Origin of the sequence: Exiguobacterium algae (assembly GCF_018617875.1) — a bacterium.
Taxonomy (GTDB): Bacteria; Bacillota; Bacilli; order Exiguobacteriales; family Exiguobacteriaceae; genus Exiguobacterium; species Exiguobacterium algae.
On the sequence record NZ_JACSKZ010000002.1, the window covers coordinates 591,844 to 614,148 of the forward strand.

Here is a 22,305-nt window from a genome sequence, read left to right on the forward strand (position 1 = left end):
TTTTACGAGTATTATCCTTTCGTACCACCCGCTGTGAGGCCAGAAACGAAGTAGCGTTGGAACATGAAGAACAAGATCACGATCGGCAATGCAGAGAGGACTGCTCCCGCTGCGAACAACGTGAAGTTGTTATCGAACTGTCTCGAAATCATGTTGTAAAGACCTACCGCAAGGGTTTGTTTCTCTGGTGAACGAAGAACGAGCGATGCCAAAATGAAGTCGTTGAACGGTCCCATGAAGTTAAAGAGTGCAATCGTCGCAACAATCGGCTTCGCAAGTGGCAAGATGATTTGCCAGAAGATACGGAGGTGACCTGCACCATCCATCCGGGCCGCTTCATCGAGCTCTTTCGGAATCGTATCGAAATAACCTTTCGCCAAATACGTGTTCATCGGAATGGCTCCCCCTGCATAGAGCAGGATGAGCGCTGTATGCGTGTCAAGAAGATCAAGCATATTGAGCAATACATAAATCGCGATGATGGCAACGAACTGTGGCACCATCTGAAGGACGAGGAACATGACGAGTGAGTTCTTCCGTCCGACGAAACGGTAACGTGAAAATACATACCCTGTGATTGTCACCAACATAACGGCGAGTGCCATCGTGATGAAGGCAATCTTCAATGTGTTCACATACCATAAACTATAATCTGAAACCGTGAGGTCAAATAAGTTTTTATAGTGAACGAATGTCGGATTCGACGGAATAATCGTTGACGTGATTGTACGTCCAGGGTTGAATGACGTCCCTAAAACCCAAAGCATTGGATAGAGAATGATGATCGACGCGAGCGTCAAGATGACATACGAGATCGCCAAATTGATTCGTTTTTGTTTTTTCATATCAGATCATATCCTCGTCTTTGAAAGATTTTGTCCGACGGAACTGGATGACCGCTAGCGTCATAATGAAGAATGACAGGATAAGGGTGATCGCAGCCGCAAGTCCGTATTGCGGGTTGGCCCCGAGAGACAATTTGTAAATCCAGGAAATCAAGATGTCGGTACCACCGGCTGTTTGTCCAGGCACAGCAGGTCCACCGCCGTTAAAGAGATAAATAATGTTGAAGTTGTTGAAGTTGAACGTGAACTGTGTGATCAAAATCGGTGCAGTCGCGAACAAGAGCATCGGCAACGTGATCAAACGGAACTTATCAAAGATTGACGCGCCGTCAATCGTCGCCGCTTCATATAAATCAGATGGGATCGATTGTAAGACCCCTGTCATGAGCGTCATGATGAACGGGAATCCAAGCCACCATTGAATGAGAACGAGCGCCGAACGGGTTGCCGTCGGGTTCGTGAACCAGTCTACCGGGTCAATTCCAAGTGCCGGAAGAATCGTCGTGTTGAACACACCGAATGATTCGTTGAACATCGAACGGAAAATCAAGATCGTGATGAACGCCGGTACAGCCCAAGAAAGAATCAAGATAGAACGGAAGATCCGACGGAAACGAAGTCCTTCCTGGTTCAATAGAATCGCGAGGAAAATCCCGATTGCAATAACACCGGTCGTTGATGCGACCGTCCAAACGAGTGTCCAACCGAGTACACCAAAGAATGTGTCACGGAAAATATCGATCTCAAAAATACGCGTGAAGTTTTCAAATCCAACCCACTCCACAAGCTTCGCCGGTGGCGCGTTGTTGTAACGATAGTTCGTAAACGCGATCAAGAATGTGAAGATCAACGGAAGGATTACTGTAAAGACGAGCAAAATGAGTGACGGGATTAACATCAAATAAGGGAATCCATGGTCACGCAAGTTGCGTAGCTGCATTTTGAACGATGGTAGGTTTAGATGCTGATCACGAGCGCGACCGACTCGGTATGCGTCACGAATATTCCATACATAGAATGCGATTCCGAAGAATAGTAAGATTAACGCGACAATCCCTTCTACCATCAAGAAGATGGAGTGGTCGTTACGAGGTCCTGGTACTTCACCAAGCGTGATCAATCCCCAAAGGCCACCACGGTCACCAGGTCCCGCGCCTGCTCCTTTGAAAAACAAATCATAGTTTACTGCAAAGTAAGATACGATGATGATGAAGAAGGAAATCGCCTTCGCCATCTGTTTATTATATAACTGTCCAAGTCCCGGAATGATGGAAAGTAATCCCGCGTTCCGAGCATGGTTCGTTGGCTTGTCCGGGCGTTGGTCCGGTGTTTTAGGGTTCGCAATTGCAGCCATCCTCAGTTTCTCCTTTCGATTTGAGCAAATCAATCAAGCAAACGTTTGCTCAATGTTAGAAAATGAGGGGGAACGCCAAGCGGCGTACCCCGTCATTTCAATTCCTTATTGGTTGTTTGCTTGGATTTGTTGTTCGATGACTTTCACAGCATCGTCAGCTGATTTTTGTGCATCTTGTTTGCCAGTTGCCACGAGCTGAAGCGCTTGTGCCATCGGCTCCCAAACTTGTCCCATTTCAGGAATGTTTGGCATTGGGATCGCGTTTGTCGCTTGGTCGAATACCGCTTTCGCTACTTCGTTCGACGTGATTGTTTCGTTCGACTCGAGTGCAGATACTGGTGGAATTTCGTTGTATGCTTCAAACATCGCCAATGCGTTCTCTTCGTTTGTTAACTCTTGAAGGAACTTCTCAGCCCACTCTTGGTTTTCAGTGTAAGCTGAAAGGGCATATGTTTTAACACCCATGAACGTCTTGATTGGTTCACCGTTTGGAAGTGTAGGCATTGGAGCCGCTCCAAGGTTGACACCAGCGTCAGTGTAACCAGCAACCGCCCATGGTCCGTTCATGACTGTGTGTGCTTTCTTCTCAGTGAAGAGTTGGTCCATCGCTTGACCACCAGACTCCCCAACCAAACCTTTAGGGAAGAGTCCTTCTTGGTACCACTTACCGATGTATTCGAATCCTTCAACTGCGCCTTCGTTGTTCAATCCGATGTCAGATGGATCGAGTGCGCCACCGTCTTCTTTGAACACGTATCCGCCGAAGCCAGCGATTACGCCGTGAGCGAAGTAGAAGTTATCCCAAAGTGCGAGGAATCCGTACTGCCCGTCAGCTTTTACATCGTTAGACAACTTGTAAAGCTCATCCATTGTTTTCGGCGCTTCTGATACTAAATCTTTGTTGAACATAAGTACTGGTGTTTCAACTGATTTCGGGTATCCGTATGCTTGTCCGTCGAACATGACAGCTGATTTCGCAGCGTCTGTGAACGTATCAAGAACGCTTTCGTCAGAAAGTGGAGCCAAGTGACCTTGGTCCGCAATCGTACCGATTTGGTCGTGCGGTACAAGAATGATGTCTGGGCCTTTACCAGCTGGACCATCAAGCGCGAGCTTGTCTTTTTGGTCTGTCATCTGTACTTCAACGACTTCAACTTTTACGCCGTTCTCTTCTTCGAATTTCTTCGCTACTTCTTTTGTTGTCTCAGACTTTTCAATGTCTTCCCAGATAACGATCTTTTCAGGCTTGTTGTCGCTTGAAGCATTGTTATCCGTAGTCGATTCATTGTCCGTTCCGCCGCCACATGCCGCGAGTGCACTGAAAGCGAATACTGCTGTTGAAAGTCCTGCTACCATTTTTTTCATCTTCATGATGAAAAACCTCCCCAAGGAAATAGTATGGTCAGATTTGCGCAATCGCACCATCCCGTCCATTTTAAAACTCCGCTACGAAATGGATGGGATAGTGAAAACGTTTGCATCCTCACCTCAATTTTTATTATACAGTTGTGAAAGCGTTTTACAAGACTTTTTTTTGCTTTTTTTTAGGATGGTTGACCCGTTTATCTTTTTTTAAATTTTTTGTCTTTGTTTCTTCATGATTTATCGCAATAAGGAATTGACAAAATGAAAACGCTTTATTAACCTTTGCTTGAGCAAACGTTTTCGCAACTCCTTATTCATTCCATCGAATGGTGTTGTAAACTGATGTCATCCCCATATAAAGAAAGGAATGTTTTCCTTATGATGAAAGAAGCGATTTATCATCGTGCCATGTCCCCGTTCGTTTACAAATATGACCGCGAAACGATTCATATCCGTTTCCATACGAAACGAGATGACATTGTTTCTGTCGATTTGATTTGGAACGACCCGTACGATTGGCATGCAGAAGATCCGGCCATGTGGAATTTCGACCCGGACAAACCGAGCTACTGGCGTACATATGAGACGCCGATGGAGAAAGTCGGGCATGACGATGCCTATGATTACTGGTTCATCGCTGTCAAACCGCCTTTCCGTCGCCTGCGTTACGGTTTCCGTCTAAATGATGGACAGGAGACAGCCGTCTTTACTGAAAAAGGTTGGTTTGAAGACAAGCCACTAGACGATACAGGTTATTACTTCTGCGTGCCGTTCCTAAATCCGATCGATATTTTCCACGCTCCGTCTTGGGTGAAAGATACGGTATGGTATCAAATTTTCCCGGATCGTTTTGCAAACGGTGATGCCTCGATCAACCCTCCGGAAACGTTACCTTGGAATTCGACAGAACCAACGACAACAAACTTCTTCGGTGGCGACTTCCAAGGGGTCATTGATCATATCGACCACCTCGTCGAACTCGGGATTACCGGCATCTACTTCTGTCCGATTTTCAAAGCGACGACAAACCATAAATACGACACGCTCGACTATATGGAAATCGACCCACAGTTCGGAACGAAAGAAAAGTTCAAAGAAATGGTCGACCTTCTTCATGAAAATGGTATCAAGGTCATGCTCGACGCCGTCTTCAACCATGTCGGTTATCACCACCCTTGGTTCCAGGACGTCGTAGAAAAAGGTCCTGCTTCGGAATACCGGGATTGGTTCTATCTTCGCGAGTTCCCGATCGTGACCGAGCCAAAGCCGAACTATGATACGTTTGCCTTCGAAAAGAACATGCCAAAAATTTATACCGAACATCCTGAATTGAAAGCCTACTTATTAGAAGTCGCACGTTACTGGGTAGAGGAGTTCGGCATCGACGGCTGGCGTCTCGATGTCGCGAACGAAGTCGACCATGCGTTTTGGCGTGACTTCCGTAAAACGGTCAAAGAGGCCAATCCGGAAGCCTACATCCTCGGGGAGATTTGGCATGACGCCCAGCCTTGGCTACAAGGAGACCAATTTGATGCTGTCATGAACTACCCGTTCACGAACGCCAGTCTCAACTACTTTGCATTAGACCGTACGACCGCATCCGAATTCCGTAACGAATTGACACGTGTCGAAATGATGAACACGGCAAATGTAAATGAAGTCACATTCAACTTGATTGACTCCCACGACACGCCACGTGCCCTCACGCGAGCAAAAGGTCATAAAGGGAAATTCAAGTTACTCATGACGGCGATGCTCACCTATACCGGTAGCCCATGTATTTACTACGGTGATGAGATCGGCCTCGAAGGAGAACAAGACCCTGGTTGCCGTCGTTGTATGCCATGGGATGAGGCTGAAGAAGACCGTAACCTGTTCCGCTATATCCAAAAGTTGATCCAGTTGCGAAAAGATCACCCCCTCCTTGCCAACGCCGGATCGTACCGCTTCAACCTTGTTGACGATACGAACAATGCCGTCATCATCGAACGGTGTACGAAAGATGAAACGTATTTAATCTATTTCAACAACTCGGACTCTGTATCGAAGCTCAACCCGCTCGGTCACACGGGTGAGGCGTATGATTTATTAAACGACCGTGATCTCGCTTCACTTGACATTGAATTGGCACCTTTCAGTGCAGCTATTTTAAAAATGAAGTAAACAACAAATCGCCTGGTTTTGTCAGGCGATTTTTTTATTGAAAAACATTTTGCAAATCCCTTTCTTTTTCCTTTCATAAGGAGTAAGATGACTTTTGACATTTTTATAAGATAAATAGTTAAGAGAGAGAATAATCACAAAGGGAGACTCATCACATGCAGACAAAACAAACGGAGCAGCTCAGCCTCTTTAAACTGACCTGGCCCATTTTTATCGAACTGGCGCTTCACATGGGAACGGGTATTATCGCCACACTCATGCTCGCCAACTATTCCGATGCCGCCGCCTCGGCCGTCGGAGTTGCCAACCAAATATTGAACGTCTTTATCCTCATCTTCAGCGTCACTTCGGTAGGTGCCACCATCTTGATTGGTCAAGCCATCGGCGCGAAGCAAATTAAGAAGAGTCGCGACTTCGCACGATCTGCCGTCACGTTGAACATGGGACTCGGTAGCATGATGGTCGTCGTCATCTTGTTGTTCGGCGAAACGTTTTTGAATTTATTCGGTCTGTCCGATGAGCTCGTTGAACATGGCGTACTGTTCCTTCAAATCGTCGGATTGTCGCTGTTTGCAGAAGCACTCATTATCGCACTCAGCTCGATCCTTCGCAGTCATGGTCTGACGAAGCACGCCATGCTGGCCACTCTTTTGATTGATATCATTACTGCTGTGGGGGCGATTTTAGCCGTTACAGGGTGGTTCGGTCTCCCGATCACGGGCGTAGCCGGGGTCGCCTGGGCGATTGTCATTGCCCGTTTTTCAGCATTGATCCTGTTGTTCTGGCTCGTCAAACGAAACTTGTCTATCCGTTTCCCAATCCGTGACCTTATTCGTCCAAAACAAGAAGATATTCGTGCATTGCTTCAAATCGGTGTCCCTTCTGCCGGCGAGAACCTGTCGTATCAGTTCTCACAAATCGTGATCACCGGATTTATCGCCACGATGGGAGAAGCCTCCTTGGCCGCACGGATCTACGTCATGAATTTGACGATGGTCGCATTGTTGTTCACCATCGCCATCGCCCAAGGGACTCAGCTTTTGATTGCACGTGACATCGGTGGAAAACGTTATAATGAGGCACGTCTTCGTGCCATCAAGACATTGAAAATTGCGATGTCCGCTTCACTCATCGCCTCATTCGGACTCGCCCTATTCGGAGAGCAACTTCTCGGTCTGTTCACTTCAAACCCTGATATTATCGCTGTAGGGGTTCCCGTTTTATGGGCGATGCTTCTATTGGAGCCAGGACGTGCGATGAATATCGTCTTGATGGGATCCCTAAAATCGGTCGGGGACGTTCGCTTCCCGGTCATGATCGGGATTGCTTCGATGTGGGGCGTCGCAGTCGTCTTCAGCTATTTGTTCGGATTGCAGCTCGGTCTTGGCATTCTAGGGATTTGGCTAGCCTTCTCACTCGACGAGTGGTTCCGCGGATTTTTCGCGTTCCGCCGTTGGAAACGTGGTGCGTGGCAAGAAAAAGGATTCCAGTTCGAAGCGAAAACAACATAAAAAGAAGCGGCCTGTGCCGCTTCTTTTTTATCTTGCCAAAAAGGCCTGCATCGCTTGTCGATGAACGTCTGTGTCCCCGCACTTCCGTTGCCAAACGATTTCTTCCTGTAACCCTTCTTCAAACGAATCGGCTCGCATGAGCGCCTTCATCCCCTGAACCGCGACCGGTGATTTTGCTGCGAGTGCTTCTGCGTACGCTGTCAGCTGTTCCTGATACATCGCATCCTCCACGAGGTTCGTGATCAAGCCGAAACGATCTGCCGTTTCCGAATCGATCGTACTTCCGCTCCATAACCAATCCAAAGCCTGGTCATGTCTCATGAGTCGACGCAAATGATGCGGCCCGCCGGCATCGGCAACAAGTCCGATTTTAATGAACGCTGAGCTAAACTTTGTTGATTTTGCGACGATTCGAACATCGGCCGCGAGAGCCAAGCTGAGCCCCGCCCCGGCCACGACTCCGTGAATGCCTGCGATGAGCGGTTTTTTACACGCTGCAAGTGCCCGGACGAGTGGATGATACACCTCTTCTAAATACTCACCGTAGTCCGCATCGCTCTCGATGGTCAAGTCCTGTCCGGAAGAGAAAGCGCGCCCTTCCCCGAGCATCACGATGACACGAACCGCATCATCCTGCTCTAACTCATCCACCGCTGTTTTCATTTCATGAAGAAGCGTCTCATTCAATGCGTTCAATTTTTCCGGTCGGTTTAATTTCAACCAACCTACCCCGTTCTGACGAATCACTTGAATCGTTTCCATGGTCATTCCCCCTTTAAAATGAATCACTATTCATTTCGTGACCTTTACAGAAAGTTCCTTCAATTTCTGTAAAGTTTTTTAAGTTCGATTGCCCGAAGCTCAAAGTATTTGCTATTCTAAAAGAAGTCGGTCATGAAAGGATGAGTCGTATGCAACTAACGAACGCCGCCCGGCAATTGAAGCAACGGAACGTCCCGTTTACGTATCATATGTATGAAGTGGATGAAACAGACGTTTCCGCCAAACATGTCGCTCACTCATTGAACAAACCGCTCGATGAGTTGTATAAAACGATTTGTCTTTCAAACGAGAAGAAGCAACATGCCTTTTTCCTCATTTCGGGTGAAGACGAGATCGACTTGAAGGCAGCTGCCAAAGCATGGGGGACGAAAAAAGTGTCACCCGTTCCGATGAAAGAGCTGGAAGCTCTGACAGGATACATCCGTGGCGGTGTTTCTCCAATCGGAGCAAAGAAGCGGTTCCCTGTCTTTTTACACGAGGCGGCTAAAGAAAAAGAAACGATCACGATTTCAGCTGGTAAACGAGGGTTTCAACTCGAGCTGAAACCGGATGACTTACTCAAATTTGTCGGTGGACGCTGGTTCACTCAATGATCATACTGGGGGCAAGATTATGTGGAAAGAACGTATCCGTTCGTGGATTCCAAACTCATTTACGTTCGGAAATTTATTTTGTGGTATCGTCGCCATCGTCTATGCGGCACGTGGCGATTTTTCAAATGCCACACTGTTGATTATTATCGCCATGATGTTGGACAGCTTGGACGGTCGTCTGGCGCGCATGCTCGGTGTAGCTGGTGATTTCGGGAAAGAGCTCGACTCACTTGCGGACATCGTCACATTCGGTGTCGCTCCGGCGATGCTGGCCTATTATACATTTTTTATCGATTACGGAAATTATGGATTATTTTTTGCGGCGTTGTTTCCGCTCTTTGGAGCGTACCGCTTGGCTCGCTTCAACCTATCGGCAACCAATGTGGCTGCCAGCTACTTCTCTGGGGTCCCGATTACAGCTGCCGGCGGGATGCTGGCCGTCATCACGACGTTCGGGGATCGCGTAAGCGAACTGCTCACACCAATCTTCTTTACCGGGCTCGCGCTTCTCATGGTCAGCCGTGTACGCATCCCGAGCTTTAAAGACGTCCCACTTCCGCGTCACTCCTTCATCATTACGATCAGTCTTGTCTATTTGACGTATATGATCTTTGCGCGTTGGAAAGAATGGCCGTCCTTCTGGTTTATTGCAGTTCCGTTTTATGTCCTATTCATCGCTTTCTCATTCGTAAAAAGAAGAAAACGAATGGCGAATTGACGAGTCTCTCAGGAGGCTCGTTTTTTGTTGCACGCATTTGTTAGACGCGTTCACGCAGGAGCTTTAGAATAAAGAGGAGGTGATTTGATGAAAGTGTATCCTTGGGTTTGGAAAGGGTTTGTCGTGTGGTATGTGTTTGGTGTCATCTTGGTCGGATTTGACTTACTCCCACCGTGGTTGGAGTGGGCCAATCCTGTCTTTCTATGGTTGGCCGGGATCATCGGGGGAACCATCCTCTATCAGTCTGTTCGATACGGAACGGTTGTCGTTTCCATAATTTTTTTCGGGTCGATTGCTGTCGAGACGATTGGCGTTAAAACAGGCTTTCCGTTCAGTGATTACATATATGCCGAGGCGTTTGGACCCTCCCTTTTCGGAGTCCCCGTCACAATCGGCGCTGCCTGGCTCGCCGTGATTGGATCGAGCTTTGCTGTTGCGCGCCAGTTTACTTTCGCCTACCGGACGCTTATTCTCGTCCCATTCCTTGCGGTGTGGCTCGATATGGCGATTGATCCCGTTGCGGCTAACGTGAAAGGATATTGGGTATGGGCAAATGACGGGGTATTTTACGACATTCCTTCTCAAAACTTTGTCGGCTGGTTTGGCGTGTCCCTTTTGTTTTCCTACCTCCTTCATCGAACGGAACAAGCTTCTGACGACATGTACATGGCACATGGTGTGTACTTGTTCGTCATGCTCCACGCCTTGTTCGGTGTAACGGCTGTTCATGCCGGTCTCGAAGGGATCGGGGTACTCAGTATGCTGACAACCATCCTTATTTTCGTGAAACGGAGGAATCGCCATGATCGAGGCTCGCAAAAAGAAATGGTTCAATAAACTCTTTTCAACGTTCGTCAGAGAACGGCAAGTTCGTCCGTCGTTTCATAATATTTATATCCAAGCCGATGACGTGCCGACACCCGGCCTGTTTTTAAGTACGCATAGTTCCTGGTGGGACGGGCTCATCATGTATATGTTGAATGAACATTATTTACATCATGACACACATGTATTGATGGATGAGGATGGCCTTCGACGATTCCCTTTCTTTCGTCATCTCGGTGCGTTTTCTATTAAGAAAGGCAAACTCTCGGAAGTCCGTGCCTCTCTTGCATACGCAAACAGGCTGTTGATGGAAGGAAAATCGGTCTGGCTGTTCCCCCAAGGGCGGGAGTATCCACAAGAATATCGTCCACTCGAAATCGGGTCTGGGGTGACCTCTTTACTCTCTGACGCACCGGTCAACTTGTGTGCGATGTATTATGCCTTCTCAGCCCATGCTGAACCGATTGTCTACATCCGGTTCAGGCGTCATGATGTCGTCTCGACGAATCGCCGTGACCAAAAACATGAGCTCGCAAAAGCACTCGAACAATTGTACGATGATGTGCGCATCGATGTAATCAATGAGTCAGACGGGTATGTGCCACTGTTTAAGCCGCGACGAAACCTTGCCGATTGGACGGAACGGCTGTTTCAGAAAAGGAGGGACAAATCTTGATCCTCTTTCTGATTGCCCTATTCATGCTTGGCTTCACGGTGATCAATTTGATGTTTTTACGTTCCCTTGCAGAGCCGATTCCTTCACCTTCTACCGCCGTTTGTATCCCGATGCGGAATGAAGAACGACATGTCGATTCGTTGATTGAAAACTTGAAACAGACGTTGCCTGATAGAAGTCATGTGTACATTTACGAAGACAACTCTGAAGATTCGACTTACGAAAAGCTCATCTTGGCCATCGATTCCGATGAACGCTTCACCATTTTCAGAGGGGTACCTCTACCTGAGGGGTGGTCAGGGAAAGTACACGCCTGTCATCAGCTCGCGTCACGTACCGACGAGCCTTATCTCCTGTTTTTAGATGCAGACGTGACGATTCACCCGACGTTCATCGATCGTTTGCACCACACGCTTAAAAAAGAAGGTGCGGTTTTCATCTCAGGATTCCCCCGTTTTCCGACATCCACATTTCTCGGGAAATTACTCATTCCGATGCAGCATGTGTTAATCGCACAACACCTCCCCCTGTTTTGGCGTAAAGTGCGCCATCCGGCTTTTGCTGCAGCGAACGGTATGAACGTGTTGATGGAACGAAAAAGTTATGACGAAGTGGGTGGTCATGCTGCGATCAAGCAGTCTTTGATTGACGACATCGACCTATGCCGCACGTTTAAGCGACATCAAAAGGTGACCACGCTCGTTCAAGTCTCTCCATACATCTCCTGTGATATGTATGCTTCAAATCAAGAGGTATGGGAAGGGTTTTCAAAAAACGTATTCAAGGGAATGAATGAATCAGTGGGGCTCGCGCTTTACTTTTTCTTCTATTACGCCATTCAGTTAACCGCTCTCGTGTCTTGGGTGTTTCACCCGACCGTATACACGATCGGGTCTGCGATTGCAATCCTTCTCGCCCGACTCGTCATTGATTCGAAATCGGGCGGAAGACTGTTCTTCCTGCATCCACTGAGTGTCGTGATGTATTTAATTTTATTGGCGAGTGCTGTGATTCGAAAATGGAGACAACGTCCAGTCACATGGAAAGGACGCAGTTATTCATAGAATACGTCGAGGAGGCTTCAATGATGAAACAGATTGTGATTATCGGTGCAGGGTTAGGCGGATTGAGTGCGGCCGTCACCCTTGCATCACGCGGGTATGATGTGACCGTCGTTGAAAAAAATGACCATGTCGGTGGAAAGTTAATGCCTGTGATTGCGGATGGTCATCGATTTGACTTTGGACCGAATACCATTACGATGCCGGATGTGTTCCGTTCGGTGATTCGAAATAGCGGAGCAGACCCTGACAACTATTTTGAATTGATTAAACTTGACCACCACACCGTCAATCACTTTTCTGACGGATCGACCTTCACCTTCCACTCTGATCGAACAAAAATGGAGGAGGAAGTCACACGCCTGACAGGGGAAAAGGCGAAGCAGAATCAAATGTCTGCATACTTAGACGAGGCAAAAAAACTGTTCGACATCGCAAATGAACGCTTCTTTACGCAAATGGAGTCGAAAATCAATCCGGGTTTATGGGCAGACATGATGCGGGTCCACCCGCTCCAGAGTCTCCATGCCTTGCACAAGAAATATTTTAAAGATGAACGAATCATCCAATCCCTTGATCGTTACGCCACCTACATCGGCAGCAGTCCGTACGTCACCCCTGGGACGTTTGCCCTCATCTCCCACCTCGAATTAAACGAAGGCGTTTATTTCGCCAAAGGCGGGAACTGGAACATCGCGAAAGGATTCGCCAAACGAGCCAGTGAGCTCGGCGTGACATTCCGATTAGGGCACGAAGTGACGAAGATTGAAGTGCTGAACGGGAAAGCTCATGCAGTCGTCATTGATGATGAAGAAGTCGTGACGTGTGATGCCATCCTGTTGAACGGCGAACTGTTGACACAATATCCCCGTTTAGTAGAACGTGCCGCCCGACCTTCTTTCCCATTACCGACCCGGGATACGGTCGAGCCATCCGTCTCGGCTTTCGTTCTCATGGTCGGCTTGTCGAAACGATTGCATCTCGCTCACCATAATGTCTATTTTTCCGACGATTACGAGTCTGAATTCCGTGCGATTTTTGATGAGGAACGGTATGCGGACGAGCCGACGATTTATATCTCGAACTCTTCCTCCACTGACCCTTCGATGGGGGAAGCCGGCGACAACCTGTTCATCCTTGTGAATGCCCCGGCTCATTTGACCGAAATCGATGCCGACACGTATGAACATTTGATCCGTCGTAGGCTGCGAGCGTTTGGAGTGGATTGGGAAGATTCCGACGTCATCTACCATAAACGTGTCACCCCGCATGATTTGGCGCGTGATTTTTATGCATATTACGGCGCGTTGTATGGTACATCCGCCAATTCAAAGAAAGATGCCTTTTTCAGACCGGCAGCCCGTTCGGAAGACATTTCAAACATATGGTTTGCCGGTGGTTCGACTCACCCTGGCGGTGGAAGTCCAATGGTGACGCTTTCTGGACAATTTGCGGCACGGTCGATGTTAGAGGACATACCTCTGACAATTTGAACATTTTGTGAACGCGGGATTCGACACTTGTCGACAAGTTGAAGACGTGATAATATCATATTCGAGTTCAAACAGTTATGTAACTTTTGTTACATCTGATGCGATCGAATGGCTTCCCCGAGCCTATCGCGTTTTGAACTTGTCACACCCGAGAAAAGTGATGAACGAGTTTCCCCACTCGTATCCCGTAGTTGAGACAGCATGCATCTGATGTTCCCCCTTAGTCCATCAAGCATCCTGTTTCAGCGAAGATGTCCCATCAATTCATTCCCCATGAATTCGGCACATCTTTAGGGTTTCATCACAATCGATTCGTTCATTTCCCCGATGAACGAATCACATAACGCTTACGCCACTTTTGGTCCCCCGCCAAAAGTGGTTTTTTTGTGCAAAAAAAAGAGGCAGTTGCCTCTTTTCATAGCTTCGCAAGCAATTTTCCTTTTTGCATCGTCGACACGTAAGCCCGTTTCGTAAACACATCATACCCGTTCGATCTTGCCGCATCTAATATCCCTTCATAAAGAAGGGCCGCTGCCTGTACCGGTTTCCGGCTGGCCACAGGATACAGATGATGCGTTGTGCGGGCACGTGCGTACAGTTTCTCAGCACGTCCGGCCATTTCCTCCCACAGTTGAATGAATGCAGGGGTGACTTCCGGCTTCTTCAGATCTGATTCAGTCACACCGTATTGACGCATGAGGGTTTGAGGGACGTAGATCCGATCACGTCTTAAGTCTTCTCCGATATCCCGCAAAATATTTGTTAATTGCATGGCGATCCCAAGATCGATTGCACCTTGACGCAATTCTTGTTTCGTTCCTTCTTCAGGATTCGGGACGAGTATCGGAAGAAGCATTAATCCGACCGTACTCGCTGCATAATAACTGTACTGCTCGGTTTCTTCGAGTGTCTCATAACGTGATTTATGTAAATCCCACTTCATTCCTTCTGCCAGCTCAAAAAACGGTGTAACGTCCATATCGTAGCGTTGCCATACATCACGTAAAGCAACCCAAAGCGCGTTGTCCTGTTCCTCACCTGCCAAAAAGCGGTGAAATTCGTCTAAAAACATCGCTAAGCTTTTCTCAGGATGCTCGGATTCATCGACCGTATCATCCAATGTCCGACAGAAGGTATAGACCGCCATGACAGCCTGCCGGTCCGGCTTCGAGAGCAGAGAGAAGGCCCGGTAAAAAGTCAACGAGCCTTTTTTCATGATTGCTTCACATTGACGATACGCTTCTTGTGTCGTCATGGTCCATTGCCCCCATTTCTTCTTCCATTCGTTTCACTAACAATTGCGATCCGATCATCACAATCGGGACGCCCCCACACGGGTGGACCGAGGCCCCGACGGCATATAAATGCTGAATATACGAATACGGACGAGCTTGTGTTTTAAATGCTGCCGATTGCGATAGTTTCGGAGCAATTCCAAAACTTCCTCCTTCAAACAATCCAAACCGTTCAGCATCCATCGGCGTTCGTACTTTCATGTCAATCACCCGCTCACGGAAATCAGGGACGAACCGCTCAATCCGGTTCATGAGATGTTCGATTGTCCCACTCTTTTCAAAATCTGCACGGTCTAATTTCCGAGGGACCGGTACCAATACATACAGTACACTTGTGCCGTCTGGTGCGAGCGAATCGTCGACTTTAGACGGATTGAATGTGTACATCGCCGGATACTCACTCAGTTTACCATCCTCGAAGATGGTGTGCATCGTTCCTGCGAAATCATTTGGCAAATCAAATTGATGGACCGGTAACGTCAATTGTCCATCGACCGCGAAATAAAGAAGGAGCGTTCCGCTCGATGGGACGTAGGATTTCGGTGTGATTCCTTCCACCAGTCGTTCCATAAGTGGGAAATCACCGTTCATGACGACCGCATCGTACGGGATAAACGTATGGTTGACCGTAATCCCCGTCGCTCTGCCGTCCGAAACATGGACACGTTCGACCGGTGTCTCCAGTTCGAAACAAACCCCTCGACGTCTGAGCTCTTGTTCCATCTTCGTCGCGAGCGTGAAATATCCTCCTTTTACGTACCAAACCCCTTCTTCCTGCTCCCGGTATGGGATGAGTCCGTATAGGGACGGGGTCGCATAAGGATTACCACCGATATACAAGGTTTGAAAGCTATAGGCAACGCGCAACCGTTCATCCTGGAAATAGTGCTTCATATTGGTGTAGGCTGTCTCATACGCTTTCAGTCGCATGAGCAACATGAGTAACCTCGGCTCAAATAAATCTGCTTTTGAGGTGTAGCCTCTGTTCAAAAATGCCTTAAACCCGATTTGATATTCTGTACGCTTTTGCGCCATATAGTTTCGGAACGCCATGCCTTCTCCGAAGTGTTGTTCGATTTCTTCGGCTTGACGCTCGAGGTCACGGAATTTATAAAATGATGTCCCATCCTCGTAATAGAGTCGATAGAGTGGATCGATTTCCAGAAGTTCAATCTCCCCTTCCGGAAGACCCGCTTCTCTCAACTGTTCCTTCAATTGATTTGGTAATAAGACAATCGTCGGTCCTTCATCAACTCTTGCCCCATTCTCAAATTCGACGAAGTTCAATCGTCCCCCGACTCGATGTTCTTTCTCATAAATCGTGATTTGAATCGATGGATACTTATGAGTCAAGAGCAGTGCCGCATAGAGTGACCCGATCCCGGCTCCCACAAAACTGATTTTCATCGTCCAACACCTGCCCGGTCACGGAGAAGATTCGTCGTAATACGAGCGGACTCAAAAATGGTCGGCAAACCGCTCCCAGGATGTGTCCCGCCTCCGACCAGCCAGACATTCCCCAGCTCTTCAAACTGATTGTGCGGACGGAAATACATCATTTGTGACAAGTTATGTCCTAAGTTGAATGTGGCTCCTTCATACACTCCAAACGCCTCCCAATCCAGTGGCGTGATGGTTTGCATCACTTCAATCTTTTCACGGATATTATGAAACGGAGATCTCGTCTCCAATGCATCTAATACACGCTCAGTCATCCTTGATTCGAATTGTTCCCAAGGGATGTTTGACAAGTTATTCGGTACCGGCACCAGTACGTACAGCGACGATTTCCCTTGTGGCGCTAACGTCGGATCGACGAGTGATGCGTTTTGGACATAGAATGAAAAGTCTTCGCTCAACTTCAATTCCTGCGTCATCTCTTTTACGTTTTTCTCATAATCGTTCGCGAAGTGAATCGTATGGTGCGCCACATCGTCATACACATGGTTCAACCCGAGATAGAGCATGAACGTCGAACAGGAGTAACGTTTTTTCTTCAATTGTTCCGGACTCCACCTAGAAAGAGTCCCTCCTGGTACGAGTGACGTCATCGCATGTGCGAAATCCGCTCCAATCACGACTTCATCGAACGCATAATGGACACTGTTCGCCACCAGCCCCGTCACGTCTTTCCCATCTAACAGCAGACGCTCCACCGGTTCTCCCAGACGAATCGTTCCACCTTCTTCTTCAATGACTTTCGCCATAGCATGACACAGTTCATTCACTCCACCAATCGGATGATGCACGCCGTACGCGTGCTCCATATAGGATAAAATCGAGAAGCCACCCGGGCATTCCCAAGCGGACATCCCGAGATACTTGGCTTGGAAAGTGAAGGCATACTTCAGCTCTTCGCTCGTAAAATACTCCGATAAAACATCATATAGGGATTTTCCAATCGATAAAAACGGCAACGCCTTCAGCACACGTGTCGACACATAATCGGTCAACTGATCATGCGCTGTTTGCAAAACCGGCATGAGTTTTGACAGCTTGATCGCCTGTTCTGCCATAAAACGCTCATACCCCTCACCGTTACCCGGAAATTGTTCTTCAATTGCCTGATGCATGACGTCACGGTCGGTCGTCATCGATAGCTTTCGATTTCCCCGCTCGAAGTATAAATCATACATCGGCTCTAGTCGGACCATATTGACATAATCGCGCAAGTTTCGGCCGGTCTCTTCAAAGATTTCTTCTAAAATGTACGGCATATTCAAAAAAGTCGGTCCTCGATCAAACCGAAATTCGCCAACTTGAAGACGAGAAGTTCGTCCACCGACAAATGGTTGCTTTTCAAACACGGTGACCTCAACGCCACGATGAGCCAAAATCATCGCCGCAGCAAGACCACCCGGACCCGCCCCGATGACGGCAACTCTTTTTTCCGACACGCTAAACAACTCCCTATGTGAATAGTCTCTTATACTTCTTCTTCATTATAGAAATCACAAGAGGCAAGTTCAAACTTCAATCGGCTCTACCGGCACATCCGCATGTCCCCGTTCGGCCATAACAATATACCAAGAACCTTCCGGAATGAATGGAATAAAGCGAATGTTCTCAAATCCGACTTCCGTCATTTGCATACGCAGTCTTTGAACGGTCGGGAGTGGATACAAATTATCGTGCAGCGTCATGAACGCATTGAACGCCGAGGCGAACCTTGCACCGAGCGGCGTTTCTGCGAGTGGGGTCACTAAGATTGCCTCTCCGCCCTCTTCGAGTCGTGCGCGCATCCGTTCGAGCAAATCGATTCGTTGTTCCGGGGAGAAGTAGTAGAGCATATTGTTCATCATGACGACATCAAATTGCTCATCACTTTCCCAGTCCATGAAATCCGCCACTTCAAAGTGAATCGACCCATCGTCGTCACGTTCGATTGCCTCTTGAATGACACTTTCCTCCAAATCGATCCCTTTCAGGTGCCAGTTCGGTTCTAACCCATGAAGTTTTCGCAAATATCCACCGTGACCGCAGCCGATATCAAGTAGAGACTGCACATCGGTCTGTCGAAGCAACTGTTGCACAATCGGAAAGGCCACGGTTTCGACTAGGGTCGACGTTTTAGCAACGACTTGACCGTGCTCCGAACCATCATATGTCTTTTGTTTCCCTGACTCTAAAAAGTCAGGATAGGCAATCAATGCCGGAATATGCAGTTCCATCATCTCTTGCAACATGAACCCCACACTTCGTTCATCCTGCTGGGACAGTTGATACTTCAGACGACGAGACGGATAGTAGCGCCACCCTCTTTTTTTCAAATGGCGAACGGCTACCCCGACCTCTAACCAACGCTCCAGCGCCAGCTTCGTCAAAGGACGTTTTAACCGCAGATTCATCTCTGCGAGGCTCGCTCCCCCTTGAAGTGCATCAAACAAACCAAACTTATATCCGATATATCCGTGCCAGAGGGGCAAGAATGATTCCGTTTGTTTCATCCATTTTCGTGCGTGCATGACGCGTGTCCATTCGTTCATCTGTTGATCCATCGTTTCACCTCATCATCAAAATTACTGATTTTTTTATTTTCCCCTAATAATTTGGTGACAAACAAAAAAATCCCACTTCGATGTGTGAAGTGGGAAGAAAATCAAATGAAGTTACTGAAGAACGACTGTCCGTACGGAAGTGCGTATCCGATGAAAATCGTGACAAGCGCAAGCAAGATAAACCCGCCAAGTAAGACTTGTGCCGGCTTCTGTTTTTTCACTCGTACGAGCGTCATCTCACCAAAAATCAACGTGAGCAAGCCGACTGTGATTTTCACGTGATAGAACGCACCGCCGCCGTTTAATTGCAAGTATAAGTACAAGCCCGTTCCGAACGCGACGAGCAACATGAGGCGAAAGACCATATGTGCGATTTTTCCGCTCTTGTTGTTGTTTTTATATCCTATGTAAGCGACAGCGAACAAAACAAGCAACAATACCCAACTCGTGACGTGTGTGTGTAAGAATGCGATCAGTGGCATTCGATACTCCCCCTTTTTTTCATATACAACCTTTATTGTACACGAATTGTTTGTAAACAAGTCAAGCCACACCTCGTGAACCGAACGAAAAAAGAGCCATCTGCTAGAGATGGCTCAATCAAATCATTCAACCGTGGCTGCTGACTCTTGAATTGCATATTCATAACTCGGAATTTCGACGATAAATGTCGATCCCTCATGTTGAACCGATTCGACGTGAATTTGTCCATTATGTCCCCGGACAATCTCCTGACAAATCGGTAGACCAAGACCGGTTCCGCCAATCTCACGACTATCCGAATTATCTACCCGGTAGAACTTATCGAATAGACGATCGATTGCATCTTTCGGGATCCCAATCCCTTCATCTTTCACTTTGATTGACACGATATGCTCTTCGTGTGCCAACTCGACAGTGATTTTTCCACCTTTCGGTGAGTACTTCACTGCGTTCGAGAGGAGATTACTCATCAATTGCTTGAACTTATGGCAATCAACGAACAGCTCATACGGTCGGTCTCCATCGGCAATCAATTCGAATTGGTGCTTCAAGGAAGACGCCTCGTAGAACGTTATCATATCCTGGACGATCGGTTCGATATCGAGATGTTCCCGATCGTACAGTTGGCTTCCCGACTCCATCCGTTGCACGTCCAGGAAGTCGTTGACAAGGTTCGTCAATCGTTCCGTCTCGGCATGGATGGTCTGCAAGTACTTCGCTTGCTTATCATCTGGCAGTTGTTTCTTCACCATCAATTCCGTAAAGCCATAAATTGACGAGAGCGGTGTCCGCAATTCGTGTGAAATCGTTGAAATAAACTCACTCTTCAATCGTTCCGCTTCCGTCTCACTTGTGATGTCACGGAAGACGAGCAATGTCCCTTTTGATAAGCCGCCGACAACGATCCGCTCCGCGTACATTTGAAGGTTCATTTCGCCCTTACGTACGGAGAAGCTCACACTGTCATGCGGGAAGTCATCTGTGAACAATCGATTCGTGAACTTGATGAAATCATCTTCCTGATCGACTGTACTCGCTAACGTTGCACGCCAGTTTTCCCACGATTGTTCTGCAAGTTCTCCCGTAGAGATGCTTAGTTCAGGGAACATTTCATATAGCGGACGGTTGACGAATACATCATCTGACGCGTTATCGATATAAACGACCGCCTCGCGAATTGAATCCAAAATGCGTTCCGTCTTCCCTTTTTCACGCTTCATCTCTTCAAACAGACGCATCCGTAGTAGCGAGAGCGAGAGCTGACGGGCAAAGGACATGATGTCGCCCATTTGTGTTTGCGTGAAACGGTCTTTATAACGGACCAGGTAAATAAACGCAATAATCGTGTCATCGGTCGGGTCATGGACCGGCACCGCTGTTTCATACATGTAGTACGGGTAAGGGAGCGGATGGTCACTTGCCACTTGTTTCGATGAATGCACGGTCGTGCGTAGCGTCAGCGCACGGGTAAGGACCGAGTTCTCACTTTCTAACAATTGACGGGATAGCGTTTCATTTAACCCGTGACTCGTAATTGAATAAGAGCCTGACTCTTCTACAAACACGAGGGCTCCAACTTCTGAATCGGTGATTGAGACCAGCTTCTCGATAATTTCAGGATAAGCTGTCAGTGATTCTCGTGACGCGAGCGTTTCTGTCAATTCGTTTCGATATGCCAGGTGTTGTTCGCTTTGTTGAGTCTGCTCTAAAATCTCTTCAAGTTCTTGCTGTTGGGCTTGCAATTCTTCTTGTTGCGCAATCAACTCTTCTTGCTGCGCCTGTAGTTCATGGTTTTTCTCAATCAAGTGACGTTCGTTCTCACGAAGCGTTTCTGCCATCTTGTTAAACGAACGTGACATCGTTCCAATCTCGTCCTCGCGTTTCATTTGATCGCTCAAATCGACGATTTCTCCTCTTAACAGACGATTGGAAGCAACCGATAAGCGGGAAATGAGACGAGACTGTCTCCGTAGAAACGGTTGCACAAATAAGAGGATAAGTGCTGCAAACGAGATGATACTCGCAATCCATAAAAATTGAAGAATATTGTTATTTTGATGCCATTCTTCATAGACTGTTTCTTTTTCAGCCGTCATTTTTTCCCGATAATCCAACAAGGCCGTTTCGACTTCATCAATCGGTCCAAGAATATCGATTCCCCGGTTCGGGTTAAACTGGACGACCCCCTGGTCAATCAACCGCTGGGCAGTCGGCAGGCTGGCTACCGTTTCCGGATCAATAAACGTCTCCGTCACTTCCCCTTCGACTTGTGCCTGAGCATACTCATACGTTACCGGAATAATGACTCCGTAGTAAAAATCATGGAAATCTTGGAGCTGTTTCGCAAACACTTCACCTTGTTTCGTGTTGATGGTGCTCTTGAACCAGTTGATTTCCTGTTGAAATTCATTTTTATTGGCACTAGCACGTTCAAGCGATTCGACATCCCCGAACAGGAGATAGCCACGTGTATCATACTGATCTGCTTGCCATTCGTCCCAAAGCGTGGTCAAACGGTTAATTCGTTCATCCACCTGACGCAAACGTGCTTCGTTCGCCTCAAGACGATTCTCGATATGAACATATGTGATGATCGATCCGACCAATGACAGCACGAGGAAGGAATAAAGAACGACCATGATGTCGCGACCGAGTTTTTGTTTAAACCATCTTTTCAATTCACGATGCCTCCTATTATTTTAACGAGTTCAAGTGGACTAAACGGTTTCGAAATGAAGTAGTCGACACCAATCTCATTCGCGCAATCACGGTCAGATTGTTGGCTCTTCGCTGTCAACATCATCACTTTCGTCTCCTGTCGCCCAGGTAATTTCCGTACTTTTTCAATCACTTCAAGTCCAGTCATACCAGGCATCATATGGTCTACTATGACTAAATCGTATTCATTTTCTTCAATTAATCGATATGCCTCGAGGCCATCTTGTGCCTCATCGATGTCATACCCTTCATCTTCCAGTGTATCTAAAACGAGCATGCGTAATACTTCTTCATCTTCAGCGAGTAGAATTTTAGCCATAATCGTTCCTCCATTTTTTATCCCATTTTATTATTTTAACGGATTTGTTTAATTGACACAAAATAAAAGACGCATGAAAACGTCTTTCATACGTCTTTTTCCATA

19 protein-coding genes are annotated in these 22,305 nt (G+C 47.4%); 8 read left to right on the forward strand and 11 right to left on the reverse strand.

From position 1 onward, the window contains the following. Window positions 1–11: 11 nt before the first annotated feature. The 3 genes from KNP03_RS08220 to KNP03_RS08230 all read right to left on the reverse strand — a co-directional run bounded on the left by KNP03_RS08220 (window position 12) and on the right by KNP03_RS08230 (window position 3,570). Complete coding sequence (locus tag KNP03_RS08220; protein WP_214828021.1) at window positions 12–845, reverse strand: sugar ABC transporter permease; 834 nt, start codon at window positions 843–845, stop codon at window positions 12–14. Window position 846: 1 nt separating this feature from the next. Continuing rightward, on the reverse strand, window positions 847–2,199 hold the full coding sequence (locus KNP03_RS08225) for a carbohydrate ABC transporter permease (protein WP_214828024.1): 1,353 nt from the start codon (window positions 2,197–2,199) through the stop codon (window positions 847–849). Window positions 2,200–2,304: 105 nt separating this feature from the next. After that, the gene (locus KNP03_RS08230) at window positions 2,305–3,570 is read right to left on the reverse strand and encodes an extracellular solute-binding protein (protein WP_214828025.1); all 1,266 of its coding nucleotides are present in this window, start codon (window positions 3,568–3,570) and stop codon (window positions 2,305–2,307) included. A 372-nt stretch (window positions 3,571–3,942) separates the two neighbouring features. On the opposite strand from KNP03_RS08230, the gene KNP03_RS08235 reads away from it, so the two are divergent. Both KNP03_RS08235 and KNP03_RS08240 read left to right on the forward strand, forming a co-directional pair. After that, a complete protein-coding gene (locus KNP03_RS08235) occupies window positions 3,943–5,727 on the forward strand; it encodes a glycoside hydrolase family 13 protein (protein ID WP_214828027.1) in 1,785 nt (594 codons plus the stop codon). 155 nt (window positions 5,728–5,882) lie between these two features. After that, on the forward strand, window positions 5,883–7,238 hold the full coding sequence (locus KNP03_RS08240; protein ID WP_214828029.1) for an MATE family efflux transporter: 1,356 nt from the start codon (window positions 5,883–5,885) through the stop codon (window positions 7,236–7,238). A gap of 27 nt (window positions 7,239–7,265) precedes the next feature. On the opposite strand, the gene KNP03_RS08245 is transcribed toward KNP03_RS08240, so the two are convergent. Beyond that, window positions 7,266–8,000, reverse strand: coding sequence for an enoyl-CoA hydratase/isomerase family protein (locus KNP03_RS08245; protein ID WP_214828031.1), 735 nt, complete (start codon window positions 7,998–8,000; stop codon window positions 7,266–7,268). A 149-nt stretch (window positions 8,001–8,149) separates the two neighbouring features. On the opposite strand from KNP03_RS08245, the gene ybaK reads away from it, so the two are divergent. From ybaK to KNP03_RS08275, 6 genes are all read left to right on the forward strand, one after another. Further along, window positions 8,150–8,614 carry a Cys-tRNA(Pro) deacylase gene (ybaK, locus tag KNP03_RS08250; protein ID WP_214828033.1) on the forward strand — a complete coding sequence of 155 codons (465 nt, stop codon included), beginning with the start codon at window positions 8,150–8,152 and terminating at the stop codon, window positions 8,612–8,614. 19 nt (window positions 8,615–8,633) lie between these two features. After that, the gene (gene pssA / locus KNP03_RS08255) at window positions 8,634–9,332 is read left to right on the forward strand and encodes a CDP-diacylglycerol--serine O-phosphatidyltransferase (RefSeq protein WP_214828035.1); all 699 of its coding nucleotides are present in this window, start codon (window positions 8,634–8,636) and stop codon (window positions 9,330–9,332) included. Window positions 9,333–9,419: 87 nt separating this feature from the next. After that, the gene (locus KNP03_RS08260; RefSeq protein WP_214828037.1) at window positions 9,420–10,169 is read left to right on the forward strand and encodes a carotenoid biosynthesis protein; all 750 of its coding nucleotides are present in this window, start codon (window positions 9,420–9,422) and stop codon (window positions 10,167–10,169) included. Continuing rightward, the gene (locus tag KNP03_RS08265) at window positions 10,135–10,833 is read left to right on the forward strand and encodes a lysophospholipid acyltransferase family protein (RefSeq protein ID WP_214828039.1); all 699 of its coding nucleotides are present in this window, start codon (window positions 10,135–10,137) and stop codon (window positions 10,831–10,833) included. The genes KNP03_RS08260 and KNP03_RS08265 overlap by 35 nt, the downstream gene beginning before the upstream one ends. Beyond that, complete coding sequence (locus tag KNP03_RS08270; protein ID WP_214828040.1) at window positions 10,830–11,897, forward strand: glycosyltransferase family 2 protein; 1,068 nt, start codon at window positions 10,830–10,832, stop codon at window positions 11,895–11,897. The genes KNP03_RS08265 and KNP03_RS08270 overlap by 4 nt, the downstream gene beginning before the upstream one ends. A gap of 23 nt (window positions 11,898–11,920) precedes the next feature. Then, window positions 11,921–13,387, forward strand: a complete 1,467-nt coding sequence (locus KNP03_RS08275) for a phytoene desaturase family protein (protein WP_214828042.1) — start codon at window positions 11,921–11,923, stop codon at window positions 13,385–13,387. 415 nt (window positions 13,388–13,802) lie between these two features. On the opposite strand, the gene KNP03_RS08280 is transcribed toward KNP03_RS08275, so the two are convergent. The 7 genes from KNP03_RS08280 to KNP03_RS08310 all read right to left on the reverse strand — a co-directional run bounded on the left by KNP03_RS08280 (window position 13,803) and on the right by KNP03_RS08310 (window position 22,200). Then, window positions 13,803–14,642: a phytoene/squalene synthase family protein gene (locus tag KNP03_RS08280; protein ID WP_214828044.1), complete on the reverse strand. Its 840-nt coding sequence runs from the start codon at window positions 14,640–14,642 to the stop codon at window positions 13,803–13,805. Next, window positions 14,611–16,089 (reverse strand): phytoene desaturase family protein, encoded by a 1,479-nt coding sequence (locus KNP03_RS08285; RefSeq protein WP_214828046.1) that lies wholly within the window; start codon window positions 16,087–16,089, stop codon window positions 14,611–14,613. The genes KNP03_RS08280 and KNP03_RS08285 overlap by 32 nt, the downstream gene beginning before the upstream one ends. Then, the gene (locus KNP03_RS08290) at window positions 16,086–17,579 is read right to left on the reverse strand and encodes a phytoene desaturase family protein (RefSeq protein ID WP_214828048.1); all 1,494 of its coding nucleotides are present in this window, start codon (window positions 17,577–17,579) and stop codon (window positions 16,086–16,088) included. The genes KNP03_RS08285 and KNP03_RS08290 overlap by 4 nt, the downstream gene beginning before the upstream one ends. A gap of 69 nt (window positions 17,580–17,648) precedes the next feature. Continuing rightward, complete coding sequence (locus KNP03_RS08295) at window positions 17,649–18,680, reverse strand: class I SAM-dependent methyltransferase (RefSeq protein WP_214828051.1); 1,032 nt, start codon at window positions 18,678–18,680, stop codon at window positions 17,649–17,651. A 101-nt stretch (window positions 18,681–18,781) separates the two neighbouring features. Further along, window positions 18,782–19,162 carry a YisL family protein gene (locus KNP03_RS08300; protein WP_214828054.1) on the reverse strand — a complete coding sequence of 127 codons (381 nt, stop codon included), beginning with the start codon at window positions 19,160–19,162 and terminating at the stop codon, window positions 18,782–18,784. A gap of 123 nt (window positions 19,163–19,285) precedes the next feature. Then, a complete protein-coding gene (locus KNP03_RS08305) occupies window positions 19,286–21,841 on the reverse strand; it encodes a sensor histidine kinase (protein ID WP_214828057.1) in 2,556 nt (851 codons plus the stop codon). Beyond that, window positions 21,838–22,200 (reverse strand): response regulator transcription factor, encoded by a 363-nt coding sequence (locus KNP03_RS08310; RefSeq protein WP_214828060.1) that lies wholly within the window; start codon window positions 22,198–22,200, stop codon window positions 21,838–21,840. The genes KNP03_RS08305 and KNP03_RS08310 overlap by 4 nt, the downstream gene beginning before the upstream one ends. Window positions 22,201–22,305 lie beyond the last annotated feature (105 nt).

Excerpts from the sequence above, each read along its gene's own strand:
- KNP03_RS08220 (WP_214828021.1), bottom strand. The coding sequence starts at position 845 with ATGAAAAAACAAAAACGAATCAATTTGGCGATCTCGTATGTCATCTTG.
- KNP03_RS08225 (WP_214828024.1), bottom strand. The coding sequence starts at position 2,199 with ATGGCTGCAATTGCGAACCCTAAAACACCGGACCAACGCCCGGACAAG.
- KNP03_RS08230 (WP_214828025.1), bottom strand. The coding sequence starts at position 3,570 with ATGAAGATGAAAAAAATGGTAGCAGGACTTTCAACAGCAGTATTCGCT.
- KNP03_RS08235 (WP_214828027.1), top strand. The coding sequence starts at position 3,943 with ATGATGAAAGAAGCGATTTATCATCGTGCCATGTCCCCGTTCGTTTAC.
- KNP03_RS08240 (WP_214828029.1), top strand. The coding sequence starts at position 5,883 with ATGCAGACAAAACAAACGGAGCAGCTCAGCCTCTTTAAACTGACCTGG.
- KNP03_RS08245 (WP_214828031.1), bottom strand. The coding sequence starts at position 8,000 with ATGGAAACGATTCAAGTGATTCGTCAGAACGGGGTAGGTTGGTTGAAA.
- ybaK (WP_214828033.1), top strand. The coding sequence starts at position 8,150 with ATGCAACTAACGAACGCCGCCCGGCAATTGAAGCAACGGAACGTCCCG.
- pssA (WP_214828035.1), top strand. The coding sequence starts at position 8,634 with ATGTGGAAAGAACGTATCCGTTCGTGGATTCCAAACTCATTTACGTTC.
- KNP03_RS08260 (WP_214828037.1), top strand. The coding sequence starts at position 9,420 with ATGAAAGTGTATCCTTGGGTTTGGAAAGGGTTTGTCGTGTGGTATGTG.
- KNP03_RS08265 (WP_214828039.1), top strand. The coding sequence starts at position 10,135 with ATGATCGAGGCTCGCAAAAAGAAATGGTTCAATAAACTCTTTTCAACG.
- KNP03_RS08275 (WP_214828042.1), top strand. The coding sequence starts at position 11,921 with ATGAAACAGATTGTGATTATCGGTGCAGGGTTAGGCGGATTGAGTGCG.
- KNP03_RS08280 (WP_214828044.1), bottom strand. The coding sequence starts at position 14,642 with ATGACGACACAAGAAGCGTATCGTCAATGTGAAGCAATCATGAAAAAA.
- KNP03_RS08285 (WP_214828046.1), bottom strand. The coding sequence starts at position 16,089 with ATGAAAATCAGTTTTGTGGGAGCCGGGATCGGGTCACTCTATGCGGCA.
- KNP03_RS08295 (WP_214828051.1), bottom strand. The coding sequence starts at position 18,680 with ATGGATCAACAGATGAACGAATGGACACGCGTCATGCACGCACGAAAA.
- KNP03_RS08300 (WP_214828054.1), bottom strand. The coding sequence starts at position 19,162 with ATGCCACTGATCGCATTCTTACACACACACGTCACGAGTTGGGTATTG.
- KNP03_RS08310 (WP_214828060.1), bottom strand. The coding sequence starts at position 22,200 with ATGGCTAAAATTCTACTCGCTGAAGATGAAGAAGTATTACGCATGCTC.